Source organism: Streptomyces sp. NPDC029292 (assembly GCF_055569295.1).
This window is the reverse complement of the sequence record NZ_JBVHXR010000003.1, coordinates 613,005-628,630: the sequence shown is the minus strand read 5'-3', so window position 1 is coordinate 628,630 and position 15,626 is coordinate 613,005. Positions and strand designations below refer to the sequence as shown.

General features: G+C 70.6%; 11 protein-coding genes. 4 read left to right on the top strand and 7 right to left on the bottom strand.

Features of this window, described 5'->3' with window-relative positions; translation table 11 throughout:
* Positions 1–61 precede the first annotated feature (61 nt).
* From ACZ4WS_RS11080 to glpK, 3 genes are all read left to right on the top strand, one after another.
* Positions 62–1,705 carry an EAL domain-containing protein gene (locus ACZ4WS_RS11080; protein ID WP_467979215.1) on the top strand — a complete coding sequence of 548 codons (1,644 nt, stop codon included), beginning with the start codon at positions 62–64 and terminating at the stop codon, positions 1,703–1,705.
* Positions 1,706–2,206: 501 nt separating this feature from the next.
* Positions 2,207–2,947 carry an MIP/aquaporin family protein gene (locus ACZ4WS_RS11075; RefSeq protein WP_189188126.1) on the top strand — a complete coding sequence of 247 codons (741 nt, stop codon included), beginning with the start codon at positions 2,207–2,209 and terminating at the stop codon, positions 2,945–2,947.
* A gap of 13 nt (positions 2,948–2,960) precedes the next feature.
* Positions 2,961–4,475: a glycerol kinase GlpK gene (glpK, locus tag ACZ4WS_RS11070; protein ID WP_467979213.1), complete on the top strand. Its 1,515-nt coding sequence runs from the start codon at positions 2,961–2,963 to the stop codon at positions 4,473–4,475.
* Positions 4,476–4,664: 189 nt separating this feature from the next.
* On the opposite strand, the gene ACZ4WS_RS11065 is transcribed toward glpK, so the two are convergent.
* Genes ACZ4WS_RS11065 through ACZ4WS_RS11045 form a run of 5 tightly spaced genes read right to left on the bottom strand, consistent with a single transcriptional unit; the run spans position 4,665 to position 12,581 of the window.
* Positions 4,665–5,270: a GTP-binding protein gene (locus tag ACZ4WS_RS11065; protein WP_467979211.1), complete on the bottom strand. Its 606-nt coding sequence runs from the start codon at positions 5,268–5,270 to the stop codon at positions 4,665–4,667.
* Complete coding sequence (locus ACZ4WS_RS11060) at positions 5,251–8,865, bottom strand: hydantoinase B/oxoprolinase family protein (protein WP_467979209.1); 3,615 nt, start codon at positions 8,863–8,865, stop codon at positions 5,251–5,253. The genes ACZ4WS_RS11065 and ACZ4WS_RS11060 overlap by 20 nt, the downstream gene beginning before the upstream one ends.
* Before the next feature lie 24 nt (positions 8,866–8,889).
* Positions 8,890–9,285, bottom strand: a complete 396-nt coding sequence (locus ACZ4WS_RS11055) for a DUF742 domain-containing protein (RefSeq protein ID WP_467979207.1) — start codon at positions 9,283–9,285, stop codon at positions 8,890–8,892.
* Between the two features lie 9 nt (positions 9,286–9,294).
* Entirely contained in the window at positions 9,295–9,735 is a 441-nt protein-coding gene (locus ACZ4WS_RS11050) for a roadblock/LC7 domain-containing protein (RefSeq protein ID WP_467979204.1), read from the bottom strand.
* On the bottom strand, positions 9,732–12,581 hold the full coding sequence (locus tag ACZ4WS_RS11045) for a nitrate- and nitrite sensing domain-containing protein (RefSeq protein ID WP_467979202.1): 2,850 nt from the start codon (positions 12,579–12,581) through the stop codon (positions 9,732–9,734). The genes ACZ4WS_RS11050 and ACZ4WS_RS11045 overlap by 4 nt, the downstream gene beginning before the upstream one ends.
* Before the next feature lie 690 nt (positions 12,582–13,271).
* Here ACZ4WS_RS11045 and ACZ4WS_RS11040 point away from each other — a divergent pair.
* Complete coding sequence (locus tag ACZ4WS_RS11040) at positions 13,272–13,748, top strand: hypothetical protein (protein ID WP_467979286.1); 477 nt, start codon at positions 13,272–13,274, stop codon at positions 13,746–13,748.
* A 95-nt stretch (positions 13,749–13,843) separates the two neighbouring features.
* Here the strand turns inward: ACZ4WS_RS11040 and ACZ4WS_RS11035 are convergent, their stop codons facing one another.
* Positions 13,844–15,121, bottom strand: a complete 1,278-nt coding sequence (locus tag ACZ4WS_RS11035; protein ID WP_467979200.1) for an NAD(P)/FAD-dependent oxidoreductase — start codon at positions 15,119–15,121, stop codon at positions 13,844–13,846.
* A gap of 34 nt (positions 15,122–15,155) precedes the next feature.
* A complete protein-coding gene (locus ACZ4WS_RS11030) occupies positions 15,156–15,476 on the bottom strand; it encodes a bifunctional 3-phenylpropionate/cinnamic acid dioxygenase ferredoxin subunit (protein ID WP_467979198.1) in 321 nt (106 codons plus the stop codon).
* Positions 15,477–15,626 lie beyond the last annotated feature (150 nt).

The following is a 15,626-nucleotide window of genomic DNA, read 5'->3' as shown; positions in this document are numbered from 1 at the left end:
TCCCGCGTGAACAGCTCATGAATCGCGCCCGGGCGTGCGCGGGCGGCGCCATCATGCTGCCGTGCCCTCCTGGACGGATACTGTCCGCTTCGCCTTCCAGCCGGTCGTCAATCTGACGACCGGAGGGGTCGCTGCGCTGGAGATACTCGCACGCCCGGAAGCCGGCGACATCTTGGCCGAGGCGCGCCGCGACCCCGAACTCGACGGTCGTCTGGCCGCGTTGGCGATCCGGGCGGCGGCCCGCAAGGAGACGCTGCTGCCGCTGCACGTGAACGTGTTCGCCGGGACCCTGGCCGACCTGGGCGGGCTCGCGGCGCTGCGCGAGGCGGTGCGCGAGGCAGGGCGGCTGCCCTGGGAGGTGACGGTCGACGTCGGTCCGCCGTACACCCATGTTCCGCAGCATGCCCTGCTGGAGGCGGTTGCCGCGCTACGGGGCGAGGGCTTCCGGATCTGTGCGGACGGGGTGGGCGACGGCGACGTACCCCTGCGGCTGCTCACGGACCTCGCGCCCGAGCTGGTGAAGCTCGATGTGTCGCTGCTGTCGCGGCCGGCGGCGGTGCGGGCGATGCGCACGCTGTGCGAGCACTTGGGAGCGCTGCTGTCGGTCGAGGGGGTCGAGACGGAGGCGCAGTGCGCGGCCGCGGTGTCGGCGGGCGCGCAGCTGGCGCAGGGCGAGCTGTTCGCGCCGCCCGCGCGGTTGCCCGCGGCGGACGTATACGTTCCGGCCCTCTCCCCCGGCATGGCGGCGGTGCCTCGGTCGGGGCCGTCCGTGCGGCAGTTCGTGCGGCCTGCCGCGCTGCTGCCCGCCACGGCGTCCGCCGGACAGGTACGGGCGCTGCTCACCGGATCGCCCGACGTGTCCGGGGCGCTGCTCGTGGACACCTCTGGCGTTCCGGTCAGGTCAGTGCACCGGTCGCGGTTCCTGCTGTCCATGTCGGGGCGGTACGGGCATGCGCTGTACGCCGACCGGCCGGCCGCCAAGCTCGGCGATCCGCCGCGTACGGTCGGCGTCGACGCCACCGCGTGGGAGGTCCTCGACGTGGTGGCGGACGGGGAGCGGGACCGTACGTCCGACGATGTCGCGGTCGTCGACCGGTACGGGCGGTGCGTGGGTGTCGTACGGCTGGCGGATCTCGTACGGGCGCTCGCCGAGAGCCGCGTCGAAGAGGCGGCCGGGCTCAATCCGCTGACGCGGCTGCCCGGTTCGGACGCGATCACCGGGGAGGTGGACCGGCGGATCGCGGACGGCCGGGTGTTCGCGCTGAGCTGGCTGGACGTGGACCACTTCAAGCAGGTCAACGACGGAGCGGGGTTCGCGGCGGGCGACGAGCTGATCCGGGCGGTGGGGCGGGCGTTGCAGCACGCGGCGTCCGGGGCGACGCATGTGGGGCACATCGGCGGGGACGACTTCCTGGTCCTCGCGGACCCCGACACCCTCGACCCGCTGGCCACCTCGGTGCTCGACGCGCCCTGGTCGGCAGGAGGACGGGCCGTCACACTGTCGCTGGCCACGGTGCTGTGCGCGCCGGGCAGTGTGACCGACCACCGACAGGCGGCCGCGTGTCTCGCGCCGCTCAAGCAGGCCGCGAAGGCCCTGAGCGGGGCGAGTTGGGTGCTGGGGCGCGCGGGGCTGCCGGGCCACGAGATCCGCCGTGGCCCGGGGGCTGCACCGGCTCAGTGGTCGGGGCAGACGCTGGCCGGCTGACTTCTCGGTCTCGGGCCGCCCAAGCTGTTGGCCATCGGCGTGCCGACCTGCTGACCTGCTGACCTGCAAGGGTGCGAAGGGCCCGTCGGCGGTCGATGCATGGCAGTCGGCGTCGATCGGCGGGGCTCGGTGGCGGCCGGTCCGCGCCTCGCGGGGCCCTGCGGCTTGCATGCCCCCTTCGGCGGGCCTCCCTGTCACGTCCCCTTTTGCGGCCTTCGAACCGTTGCAGTCCGCGACCTTGACGCCCCCTGGGCACCGGTGAACACTTCCGGGTGTCAGTCGGCATCGCCGCATTCGGGCGTCTTCAGGCACCGCGCCGCTCGGGTTTCCGACCTGGACGAAGGGCCATCCTCCACGGGCGATTCCACTGCGACGGCACGCTCGTCACGGACGCCGGGCGGGGCGCGGGACCTCCCTGCCTTCGGCTGCAGTAGCCATGGGAAACGCACCCTGCACGGTGGACCGGGGCGGACCGCCCCGGGCGAGAGCCTAGGAGCCGCCATGAGCAACGGAGACATCTTTGTCGGCGAGTTGATCGGCACCGCGATTCTGATCCTGTTCGGCGCGGGAGTGTGCGCCGCGGTCACCCTCAACAAGTCCAAGGCACAGGGCGCGGGCTGGGTCGTCATCGCCTTCGGGTGGGGCTTCGGTGTGCTCGCCGGTGCGTACACCTCGGCACCACTGTCCGGAGGGCAGATCAACCCGGCGGTGACGATCGGCTTCGCCATCGAGGGCTCCACGAAGTGGGAGGACGTACCCTTCTACATCCTCGGGCAGTTCGCCGGAGCCATCATCGGGGCCACGCTCTGCTGGCTTCTCTACCTCGGCCAGTTCAACCTCAACGCCGAAGAGGACAAGGCCATCGAGACGCTGGGGATCTTCTCGACGCGGCCCGAGATCAACAACCCGGTACAGAACCTGATCACCGAGATCATCGCCACCGCCGCCCTGATGCTGCCCATCCTCGGGCTGGTCGGCGGGAGCAAGCACGTCGCGGGCATCGGCGACGCGGGCCTGCCCGTTCTGCTCATCTCCCTCCTCGTCGTCGGCATCGGCCTCTCACTGGGCGGCCCCACCGGGTACGCCATCAATCCGGCCCGCGACCTGGGACCGCGCCTCACCCACGCGCTGCTGCCGATTCCCAACAAGGGCACCTCGGAGTGGAGTTACTCCTGGATCCCGGTGGTCGGCCCGATCGCGGGTGCCGCCATCGGGGCCGCGATCTACAACGCAGCCTTCTGACGAAGGGGACGTCATGACGGACCATGCCGAGAAGTACGTCGCCGCAATCGACCAGGGCACCACCTCAAGCCGCTGCATCATCTTCAACCAGGACGGCGCGATCGTCGCCGTCGACCAGCGCGAACACCGCCAGATCTTCCCGAAGCCGGGCTGGGTGGAGCACGACGCCACCGAGATCTGGTCCAAGGTGCAGGCGGTGGTCGCCGGGGCGATCGCCAAGGCCGGGCTGCGCGCCGACCAGGTCAGCGCGCTCGGCATCACCAACCAGCGGGAGACGACGGTTCTGTGGGACCGCGCCACTGGCAAGCCCGTGCACAACGCGATCGTCTGGCAGGACACCCGCACCTCCGCTCTCTGCAACGAACTGGGCGGCACGGACGGGCAGGACCGCTTCCGCGAGCAGACCGGACTGCCGCTGGCCAGCTACTTCTCCGGGCCCAAGGCGGCCTGGCTGCTCGACAACGTCCCGGGGCTGCGCGCGCGTGCCGAGCGCGGCGAGATCGCCTTCGGCACCATCGACTCCTGGCTGATCTGGAACCTGACCGGCGGCACGGACGGCGGGCAGCACGTCACCGACGTGACCAACGCCGGGCGCACCATGCTGATGAACCTGGAGACCCTCCAGTGGGACCAGTCCATCCTCTCCGCGATGAACGTCCCCGAAGCGGTCCTTCCCGAGATCAGGTCCTCCGCCGAGGTGTACGGCACCGCTGTGGGCCAACTCGGGGGCGTGCCCGTCGCGTCGGCGCTCGGCGACCAGCAGGCGGCGGTGTTCGGGCAGGCCTGTTACGACGTGGGCACGGCGAAGAACACGTACGGCACGGGCAGTTTCCTGCTGCTCAACACCGGTAACCGGCCCGTTCCTTCGAAGAACGGGCTGCTGACGACGATGGGCTACAAGATCGGCACCGAGGCGCCGGTCTACTGCCTCGAGGGGTCGATCGCGATCACCGGGGCGCTCGTGCAATGGTTCCGCGACCAGCTCGGCATCATCCGCAGCGCCGACGAGATCGAGACGCTGGCGGCGAGCGTCGAGGACAACGGCGGCGCGTACATCGTGCCCGCGTTCTCGGGCCTGTTCGCCCCCTACTGGCGCTCCGACGCGCGCGGTGTCGTCACGGGGCTCACGCGGTACGTCACGAAGGCGCACCTCGCCCGCGCGGTTCTGGAGGCGACCAGCTGGCAGACCCGTGAGGTCGTGGACGCCATGTACCAGGACTCCGGGGTGCAGATCACCACCCTGAAGGTGGACGGCGGCATGACCAAGAACAATCTGCTGATGCAGCACCAGGCGGATGTTCTCGGGGTGCCGGTGATCCGTCCGAAGGTCTCCGAGACGACCTGCCTGGGCGCCGCGTACGCGGCCGGGCTCGCGACCGGTGTGTGGAACGACCTCGACGAGCTGAAGTCGCACTGGCAGAAGGACGTCGAGTGGACGCCGTCCATGGAGGCCTCCGTGCGCGACCACGAGTACCACAACTGGCGCAAGGCGGTGGAGAAGAGCTTCGGCTGGCACGAGGACAGGTGAGCTGAAACAGGGGTCTACGCGCGCGTGCGTCTCGCGTGAGCCACGCGCGCGTACATGACTGCGGCCCGTACCCCGGTCGGCGGGGGTACGGGCCGTACCTGTGTGTTGGGTCGTGAAGGTCTGACGACGGGCGTCCGCTTCTGACGGTCCGGCGTTGGCGGTCGGCTCGTTACGGCCTGGCGGCGGGCATCAGCCAGTGACGGTCTGGCGGCGCTCGGCCGCGTACGCCATCGCGTGCTGGACGACGCCGATGAGGACCTCCTTGACCGTCTCCCGGTCCCGCGCGTCACAGAGGACGACCGGTACTCCCGGGTCGAGATCGAGGGCCTGGCGGACGTCGTCTGCGGGGTAACGGGCGGCGCCCTCGAAGCAGTTGACTCCGACCACGAAGGGTATGGAGCGCCGCTCGAAGTAGTCGACGGCCGCGAAGCAGTCCTCCAGGCGGCGGGTGTCGGCGAGCACGACGGCGCCCAGCGAGCCGGTGGCGAGCTCGTCCCACAGGAACCAGAAGCGGTCCTGCCCGGGCGTCCCGAAGAGGTAGAGCACCAGATCCTCGCGGAGCGTGATGCGGCCGAAGTCCATGGCGACGGTGGTGGTGTGCTTGCCCTCCACGCCGCTGGTGTCGTCGACCGGGCGGCCCGCCTCGGTGAGCAACTCCTCGGTGCGCAGCGGCTTGATCTCGCTGACCGCGCCGACGAGGGTCGTCTTGCCCACGCCGAAGCCGCCGGCCACCAGGATCTTGAGCGTGACGGGCTCGACCGGGGGCTTGCCGCGCTCAGAACGCCCGAAGATCATCGATCTCTTCTCCTGCTTGATGGGGGTCGCGCGGCGGTGGACCGTAGCCTCCGCCGCCGGGGGTTTCGATGACGAGTACGTCGCCGGGGACGACGTCCGCCGCATCACTTCCGCCAAGTTCCGTGACTGTGCCGTCCGCGCGCTCCACCCGGTTGGCGCCGAGCGCTCCGGGCTCGCCGCCCGCCATGCCGTAGGGCGGGACCCTGCGGTGCTGGGAGAGCGTGGAGACGGTCATGGGCTCGTGGAACCGGATGCGGCGCACGGCGCCGTCCCCGCCACGCCAGCGCCCGGCGCCACCGCTGCCGCGCCGGACCGAGAACTCGTCGAGCTGGACCGGCAGTCGCCACTCCAGGATCTCGGGGTCGGTGAGCCGCGAGTTGGTCATGTGGGTCTGCACGACGGACGCGCCGGGGAAGCCCTCGCCCGCTCCGGATCCGGAGGCGACGGTCTCGTAGTACTGGTACCGCGCGTTGCCGAAGGTGACGTTGTTCATGGTCCCTGAGCCCTCGGCCTGCACTCCCAGGGCTCCGTACAGGGCGCCGGTGATCGCCTGGGACGTCTCCACGTTGCCCGCGACGACGGCGGCCGGGGGCTCGGGCGCGAGCATCGAACCCGGCGGCACCACGATGTCGAGGGGGCGCAGACAGCCGTCGTTGAGCGGGATGTCGTCGGCGACCAGCGTGCGAAAGACGTACAGGACAGCGGCGTTGACCACCGCGAAGGGTGCGTTGAAGTTGGTGGTGAGCTGCGGTGACGTACCGGTGAAATCGACAGTGGCGGAGCGTTTTTCGCGGTCTACGGAGACATGGACGCGGATGACGGCCCCGGAGTCGGTCTCGTAGGCGAACTCACCGTCTTCAAGAGCGTCGATAACCCGGCGTACGGCTTCTTCGGCGTTGTCCTGCACGTGCCTCATGTACGCCTGGACGACGTCGAGCCCGAAGTTCTCGATCATGCGGGCGACTTCGTCGACACCCTTCTGGTTGGCGGCGATCTGGGCGCGCAGGTCGGCGAGGTTGGTCTTGGGGTTGCGCGAGGGGTAGGGCGGCTCGGTGAGCAGGGCCAGGGTCTCGGCCTCGCGGAAGCGGCTGTTCTCGGCGAGCAGCCAGTTGTCGAAGAGGATGCCCTCCTCTTCGATGGTGCGGCTGTTCGCGGGCATGGACCCCGGTGCGATGCCGCCGATCTCGGCGTGGTGGCCGCGCGAGGCGACGTAGAACAGGATCCGCTCACCCTCCGTGTCGAAGACCGGGGTGATCACCGTGACGTCGGGGAGGTGGGTGCCGCCGTGGTACGGGTCGTTGACCGCGTATGTGTCGCCGGGGCGCATGCCGGAGCCGCGCCGCCGGATGACCTCCTTGACGCTCGTGCCCATCGAACCCAAGTGGACTGGAATGTGTGGGGCGTTGGCCACCAGGTTTCCGTCGGGGTCGAAGAGGGCGCAGGAGAAGTCCAGGCGCTCCTTGATGTTGACCGACTGGGCGGTGGACTCGAGACGGGCGCCCATCTGTTCGGCGATGGACATGAAGAGATTGTTGAAGACCTCAAGGAGAACGGGGTCCGCTTCCGTGCCGAGATCGGAACTCTGCGTAACCGCCACGCGTTCCATGACCAGATGCCCGTCGTCGGTCGTCGCGGCCTGCCAGCCGTCGTCGACGGCGGTCGTCGAGCTGGCCTCGGTGATGATCGCGGGGCCGGTGACCGTTTCGCCGGGAGGCAATTCCTCGCGACGGTGCAGGGGTACGTCGCACCAGGCGCCGCCCGTGTGGAGGCGGACCGTCTCCGGGGTGGCGGAGCGGCCTTCAAAAGAAGCCAGGGCGGAGAGATCGGGGGGTTCGGTGAGACCGGTGGCTTCCACGGAGAGGGCTTCCACGACGACCGGACGGTCGAGGGTGAAGGAGTAGGTTGCGCGATGGCGTTCTTCGAAGGCGTGGGTCATGGTGTCGGGCTCGGTGAGCTCGACGGTGAGCGTCGTGTCCGTGCCGTCATAGCGGAGTTGGGCACGGCGGGTGACCCGGATGCGGTCCTCGGGTACGTCCTCGGCGAGGAGTTCGGCGCGGGCGGCGCCCTCCAGGTCGTCGGCGGTCTTCAGGACAGCGGGCATCGAGGAGGTTTCCAAGGGGGCCTCGACGGACTGCTCGCGCATGGCCGTCGTATCGGCGAGTCCGATGCCGAGGGCGGACAGCACACCGGCCATGGGTGGCACGAGGACGGTGCGGATGCCGAGCGAGTCGGCGACCATGCACGCGTGCTGGCCGCCCGCGCCGCCGAAGGTGGTCAGCGCGTACCGGGTGACGTCGTGGCCCTTCTGGACCGAGATCCGCTTGACGGCGTTGGCGATGTTGGCCACGGCGATCTGGAGGTAGCCCTCGGCGACCTGCTCAGGGGTGCGGTCGTCGCCGGTCTGCTCGCGGATCTCGCGCGCGAGAGCGGCGAAGCGGTCGCGGACCAGGGTGTCGTCGAGGGGCCGGTCTCCGTCGGGGCCGAACACGTGCGGGAAGTGGGCGGGTTGGATGCGGCCGAGCGCCACATTGGCGTCGGTGACGGTGAGCGGGCCGCCTCCCCGGTAGCAGGCGGGCCCGGGGTCGGCGCCCGCCGAGTCGGGGCCCACGCGGTAGCGGGAGCCGTCGAAGTGCAGCACCGAACCGCCGCCGGCGGCGACGGTGTGGATGTCCAGCATGGGCGAGCGCAGCCGGACCCCGGCGATCTGGGTGGTGAACACCCGCTCGTACTCGCCCGCGAAGTGCGAGACGTCCGTGGACGTACCGCCCATGTCGAAGCCGATGACCCGGTCGAAGCCCGCGAGCTGCGACATCCGCGCCATGCCGACGATGCCGCCCGCGGGCCCGGACAGGATGGCGTCCTTGCCGCGGAACTGACCCGCTTCGGCAAGGCCACCGTTGGACTGCATGAACATCAGCCGTACGCCCTGGAGTTCGTCGGCTACGTGCTGGACATAGCGCCGGAGCACAGGCGACAGATAGGCGTCGACGACGGCCGTGTCGCCGCGCGGGACGAGCTTCATCAGCGGGCTGACCTCGCTGGAGAGAGAGATCTGCGGGAAGCCGATCCCGGCTGCCAGTTCACCGACGGCTTGTTCGTGGGCGGGGTGGAGGTGGCTGTGCAGGCAGACGACTGCAACAGCGCGGATCCCGGAGTCGTACGCCTTCTGGAGGGGTCCGGTGAGGGAGTCCAGGTCGGGGGCGCGCAGGACCGTGCCGTCGGCGGCGATCCGCTCGTCGACCTCGACGACGTGCTCGTACAGCAGTTCGGGCAGTTCGATCGCGCGGGCGAAGATGCGGGGCCGGTTCTGGTAGGCGATGCGCAGGGCGTCGCGGAAGCCTCGGGTGATGACGAGGAGGGTGCGCTCGCCCTTGCGTTCCAGGAGGGCGTTGGTGGCGACGGTGGTGCCCATGCGGACGGCCTCGATCTCCGCGCCCTCGTCGAGAAGTTCACGCACGCCCGCGACCGCCGCGTCGGCATATCTGGCCGGATGGTCGGACAGCAGCTTGTGCGTGAGCAGACGGCCGTCCGGGCGCCGCGCGACGATGTCGGTGAAGGTGCCGCCTCGGTCGACCCAGAACTGCCAGCCTGTCACGTCTGTTCCCCGTTTCCGCCCTGCTCAGAGCGCCCGGAGGCCGTTGATCACGTCGCGCAGAATACTCTCGTCCGGCAGCTCGGCAGGGGGTACGGGACGTGTCACATGGACCATTTCCTCGTCCACGAGGTCCCCGATGAGGACCCGTACCACTCCGATGGGGAGGTCGAGTTCGGCGGCGAGTTCAGCGACTGACTGGGGCGTGTCGCGGCAGAGTTCGACGATGTCCACGTGCTCCGGGGACAGCGTCTGGTCCGTTTCGGGGTCGTCGGCGTGCGGCTCCGTGACGACCACCGCGATCAGATCGAGGCGGTGCTGGGCCGCACTGGTGGTGCGGCCGCGTGTCATGGCGTACGGACGCACCACCGGTCCGGCCTCGTCGTCGAACCAGTGGCGTCTTCCCTGACCGTCTCCGCTCATGTCATCCCACTACCCGCCCGAAGTCAGATCGGTGCGCGGAGTGGCGGCCAGATGTGCGCCGACCCGCTTGACCAGGAGCGTCATTTCGTAGGCGACCTGCCCGACGTCCGAGTCGGCGTCCGAGAGGACGGCGAGGCAGCTGCCGTCACCGGCGGCCGTGACGAACAGGAAGGCCTCGTCCAGCTCGACGACGGTCTGCCGGACGCTGCCCGCCTCGAAATGCCGGCCGACGCCCTTGGCGAGGCTGTGGAAGCCGGAGGCGACGGCGGCCAGGTGCTCGCTGTCCTCCCGGGTCAGGTCCTTGGAGGCCCCGGTGGGAAGGCCGTCGCCGGAGAGCACGATCGCCTTGCGGATGCTGGCGACGCGGTCCACCAGTTCGTCGAGAAGCCAGTTCAGCTCGCCTGCCGCCTTGCTGGTCGTGGTGGGCCCTGCGGCCTTCGGTGCGGTCATCGACCGTCCCCCTTTGTCGTTCCTGGTGCTGTGCCGTCCTGGGTCTCGTCGCCCACCGCGTTCTCTTCGCGGCCGCGCTGCCAGCCCCGCTGGAGCGAGGCCATCCGGCTGCGTACCTCGTCGGCGTCGCGCTCGGCGGGATCCGTTCCGTTGCCGGTGCGGGCCTTGTCGCGCTCGGTGCGCCGTTCGGGGCCGTCCTTCAACTGCGGGGCCAGATTGGCCTGTCGGACGCGGCGGGGCAGCGGACCCACCCCCGATTCTGCCTCTCCCGCCTCGGACGACAAGGCGGTACGGCGGGTGCGCTTGGGGCGGGCGGGGGCCTCGCGAAGACCGGAAGCTTCGCGGAGCCCCGGGGCCTCTCGCAGGCCGGGAGTCTCGGGGCCTTCGCTGCTGGGCCGCTCCGGGGTCTCAGTGCGCTCGCCGCGCCGGGCGGGCAGCGGCTTAGCGCCGTCGAGCTCCGCCCCGACCCGTTCCACCGGCTCCAGGTTCTGGACCGGTTCGAGGTTCTCCGCGAACTCCTCGTCCGCCTCATCGCGCCGTGACCTCGTCTGGGTGACGGGACGGCCGTGCGAACTGACGAGTTTGGGGGCCCTGCGCCTCGGCAGCGGGACGGGGGTGGCGCCCGGATGGTCGTCGTCGTCCCGACGGGCGAGCTCGCCCCGGTTGTCGCGTGCCTGCTGGTGCTGCTCTCCCGGGACTCCGGCGATGGAGCGGCGCGGCCGGAACAGACCGCCGCGCTCGCTGTCCTCGTCGCCGAGGGCTCCTGGGAAACCGGTGAGGGTGTCCAGGTCGACCGGCGCTTCCAGTTCGACCGGACCGTCCAGGATCGACGCCGGCAGGCCCGGCAGGCGCACCGGAACCTGGGAGAGCGCCGACGTGCGGCCCTCCTCGGTCTCGCCCTCCTTCGTGGGCAGCGCGCGGTCGAGGCGGAAGCCGATGCCGTTGGTGTCCGGGACGTCGTCGGTGAGCAGGACGTCGGGGATGAAGACGACCGCGGTGGTGCCGCCGTACGGGGACGGTTGCAGGGAGACGCGGACGTTCTGCCGCTGGGCCAGACGGCTGACCACGAAGAGGCCGAGCCGGTCGGTGTCGGAGAGTTCGAACTCGGGGGTCTCGGCGAGCCGCAGGTTGGCGTCGAGGAGCGCCTCGGCCGCCATACCCAGGCCACGGTCGTGGATCTCCAGGGTGAAGCCGTTGGCGACACGCTCGCCGAGGACCTGGACGGCGGTGTGCGGGGGCGAGAACACCGTGGCGTTCTCCAGGAGTTCGGCCACGAGGTGGGTGAGGTCGGCGACCGCGGGCCCGGTGACCGCGACGCGCGGCAGACGGCGTACCTCGATGCGCTCGTAGTCCTCGACCTCGGCGACGGCTGCGCGGACGATGTCCATGAGCTGGACGGGCTTGCGCCACTGCCGGGACGGGGCGGCGCCGGAGAGGATGACCAGGCCCTCGGCGTGGCGGCGCATGCGCGTGGTCAGGTGGTCGAGACGGAAGAGGTCGGCGAGTTCGTCGGTGTCCTCGGTCCTGCGCTCCATGGTGTCGAGCAGGGTGAGCTGCTTGTGGAGCAGGACCTGGCTGCGGCGGGCCAGGTTGACGAAGACCTCGGAGACGCCGTCGCGCAGTTCGGACTGCTTGACGGCGGCCTCGACGGCGGCGCGCTGCAGGGTGTTGAGGGCCTGCCCGACCTCGCCGATCTCGTTCTTGTCGTACTCCAGGCGTGGCGCTTCGGTCTCCACGTCGACCTGTTCTCCCGCGGAGAGGCGGCGCATGACGCTGGGAAGCCGGACGCCGGACGCCTCGTGGGCCTCCAGGCGCAGTCGGCGCAGGTCGCGGATGAGGCTCCGGCCGATGCGTACGGACATGATGAGCGAGATCAGCAGGGCGATGAGCCCGAAGACTCCCGCGATGATCGCCTTGACGATGACGCCGATCGCCACGGGCCGGACCCGGTCCTGGTACCGGTCGCCCGCCTTGTCGTTGAGGTCGCCGAGCTCGTCGAGCACATGTCCGGCCGCGCTGTCCCAGCTCTTCGCGGTGACGCCACGGGGCGAGCCGGCCGCGGAGTTGACGACGGACTGCTCGGCCACGCGCAGGGGCGCCGTGTCGGCGTTCTTCCAGTAGCGCGCGAAGCGATCGCGCTCCGAGGAGGGCAGCAGCGGCAGGCTGATGTCGTACAACAGGGTGCGCTGAGCGACGAGGTCGGAGACGTCGCGGATCTCGTCGTGGGTGATACGCCCCGCGACCAGTGCGGAGCCGAGGAGGGCGTCCTCGCGGGAGAGCAGCTCGCGGGCGCGGGCGACGTTGACAAGGGCGCGGCCCTGCTTGTCCATCTCCACGTTGTCGAGCACGTGGAGGTTGGCCATCAGGACGTAACAGGGGTCGACCAGGCGGTTGTAGAGGCCGAGGGCCTGGGCCCGGCCGACGGTGCCCTCCTCGACACTGCGGCGCAGCGAGTCGATTCCGTCGACGGCGTCGAGGATGGAGGTGAGGCGCTCCGATGTGCCCTCGCCCATCTCCTCGCGTACGTCATCGTCCTTGGCGTTCCTGCGGACCTTCGCGACGGCGTGGTCGGTGGCGGTCTGGCTGCGCTTGAGCGCGGCGAGCGCGTCGGAGGCACGAGGGTCGGCCAGATAGACGAGGGTCTGACGGCGTTCCTGCTGAAGGACACGGACGGCGTCCTCGGTGGGATAGCCGATCTTCTCGACGATGTCGGTCACGTTGAACAACTGGTTGGCCTCGCGCCCCGTGAGCACGGTCGCGAAGGCCCAGATCGCGGTCAACGAAACCAGCGGCACGAGGAGCAGCGCCACGATCTTCCGGCGGATGGACTTCCCGCGAAAGCGCATGGCCTCCCCCAGCTCGACCCCCTGACCCGGGGGTACACATGTGCGTCAACAAACGGCGTGAGCCTACTACCGAAGCACGGGTAACTCGAAGAGCTGTCCGGGCGCAGCCCCGGCGCGAGGGGAACGAGACATGGGCAGTTGTCCGTTCATTGGGGGAGATTGCCTCCCCGAATCCGGTACTTGAGGCCGGATCACATCGGAGCGGTGAACTTGGTCAGTTGGCCGGAATTCTTCGTTCGGCGGGAATCTTCGGGGCACGTCGTTCGTCGTTCTGTACGGGAAATGGGGGCGGAATCGGCCACAGGCGCCGCATGCCGCGCTCAGGCCGCGTAAAACAGCGCAAGCCGGGCAGCCACTGGGGAGCCGGAGTCATCTGACACCGGTGCGAGGGGTCTGTCGGCGGTGGGGAGTGACGAGTTGATGGGCACGGTGGAGCGGAACGGGGCGCCCGGGACCGGCGTTGCGGCACCCGAGGCGGCGCGGCGGGCCGCTCAAGCACCGGATCGCGACATTCCGGCGGACGGACGCGGCCAGTTGGACGGGCGGCACGGAGCGACGGGCGGGCGTGACGGGGTGGACGGGCAGGGCGTGGCCACGGGCGGGCGCGGCCGGGTGGACGGTCGGGGCTTCGCGGCGGACGGGGACGACCGGGTGGGCAGGCAGGGCTTCACGGCGGACGGGCACGGTCGGGTGGACGAGCACGGCTTCGCCGCGGACGGGCACGGCCGAGCCGTCCGGCCGGACGTTGCTGCTGAAGGGTACGAAGAGCAGGCGTACTACCGGCCGTTGTGGATCGAGGAGCCCGCGCGCAGGCGGCGGTTGCCCGATCCGGTGCGTACGGCGGCCGTGCGGGCGGTCATCATCATCGCCGTGACACTGATACAGGCGATGGTGGCCTTCCTGTCCACCCTCGCGGGATCCTGGCTGGCCTTCCCCATGGTCCTGAGCAGCGTGGCCAGCACGGTCGTGGCCACCTGGTCCGCCCTCGACGTCTGGGTGACGCGACAGGTGTGGAACCAGCGCAACGGGGTGGTCTCGGTCCCGAGCAGCACCGCGCGGGCCCTGCGACGCGAGCGGCGCAGGGCCAGGCGGCAGGCACGGGCGGCCGAGCGTGCGCAGGAGCGGATACGTCGGCAGGGCGGGGCCGGGCAGCTGTCGCACTCCTAGTCACGACCAGGGGCATTCCTGGTCACGACCACTAGCATTCCTGGTCACGGCCGAGGGACACATCGGTCCGGCCCGCTCACCGCACCGTCAGCTCGTCACAGTGCCGCCGCTTCCATCGGACCTGCGCTGCGCGCCAGTCCGCGGCGTGCCCGCATGAACGGGCGGGGGCGGTCGACGGAGAGCACGGCCGTCGTCCGGCCGTCGCGTTCGTAGAGGGCGAGGAAGCCGCCCTCGGCGGGCGCGCCGTCCTCGAGAGCGCCTTCGGCGATACGGACGGTGTCCGCCTCGTGCCGCCGCCCCGCGAACTGGATCCGCGCACCGTACTGGTCGGACCAGAAGTAGGGCAGGGACCGCGCGGTCTCGACGGTGCGTCCGGCGAGCAAGTTCCGTACGGCGACACGGGGTTGCTCGGTGGCGGAGGTCCAGTGCTCGGCGCGGGCACCTCCGACCCGGGCGACGTCACCGACGGCGACCACCTGGGGAAGTCCGGTCACACAGCCGTCGTCGCACAGCACGCCGTCGTGCAGGGCGAGCGTCGAACCCGCGAGCCAGCCAGTGTTGGGGGTGGCGCCGATGCCGACGATCACGACGTCGGCGCACAGGGTCCGGCCGTCGGCGAGCTGTACGCCGGTGACGGAGCCGCGCGCCGCGCCGTCGTCCCCGATCCGCGACGGATCGACTGCGTGGCTGCCGTCCCGTGCGGTGGAACCGCCTCCGCGGGCTTCCGCAGCGCCGCTCCCCCGGAGCCCGGCGACGCCGATGCCGGTGACGAGGTCGACGCCGCCGCGGCGGTGCAGCGCGGCGCACACGGCGGCCATGTCGGGGCCGAGTTGGGGGACGAGGGGCAGCGGGGCGGCCTCGACGACGGTGACGTCGTGGCCGAGGGCGGCGCACGAGGACGCGGTCTCGGCGCCGATGAAGCCGCCGCCGATGACGACGACGCGGCGTGGGCCCCGGCCGAGTTCCGCGCGCAGGGCGCGGGCGTCGTCGAGGGTGCGCAGGGTGTGGACGCCGGCGAGGTCGTCGCCCGGGAGGCGGCGGGCCGAGGCGCCGGTGGCGATGACCACGCCGTCGGTGGAGACGGTGCGGCCGTTGTCGAGGAGGAGGGTGCGGCCACGGATGTCGAGGCCGCGGGCGCGTACGCCGAGGAGCCAGTCGGCGTCGAGTTCGGCGGTCTCCTCGGCGTCGGTGAGGGAGAGTTGGTCCTCGTCGGCGCGGCCGGTGAGGAAGTCCTTGGAGAGGGGCGGGCGGTCGTACGGACGGTGGGGTTCGTCCCCGACGACCACCAGGCGCCCGTCGAACCCCTGGGCCCGCAGCTCGCGAGCCGCGTACAGCCCGGAGAGGGAGGCACCGACGACGGTCACGGTTTTCATGAGGCCCACTCTTCGTCGCAAACGGTCACGGCGTTCATGCGGCGGTGCCCTCCTCCGCGGCCGGATGGACGTGGATGATGCCGTCGTCGACGGTGACGCGGTGGGTGCGGACGGGGCGCCGTGCGGGCAGGCACGTCGGCCGGCCCGTACGGAGATCGAATGAGGCGGCGTGCAGCGGGCATTCGACCAGACAACCCTCCAGCCAGCCCTCGGAGAGGGAGGCGTCCTGGTGGGTGCAGGTGTCGTCGATGGCGTACAACTCGCCGTCGGCGTTGAACACGGCGACGGGGGGTGTGGTGTCGACACGGACGGATTCGCCCACGGGGAGGTCTTCAAGGCGGCAGACGGGAATCATGGGCCCCCCTCTCGGTCCGGACGTTTCGTCCGGGACCTCTCAGGTCCAGGTCGTCCGAGACCTTTCCGGTTCCGGACGCTTCGGTAACATGATGTTTCGTATGGCGCACGAGGGAGCGCTATGCGCAACAGAATCCGCGCGGGGGTCCCG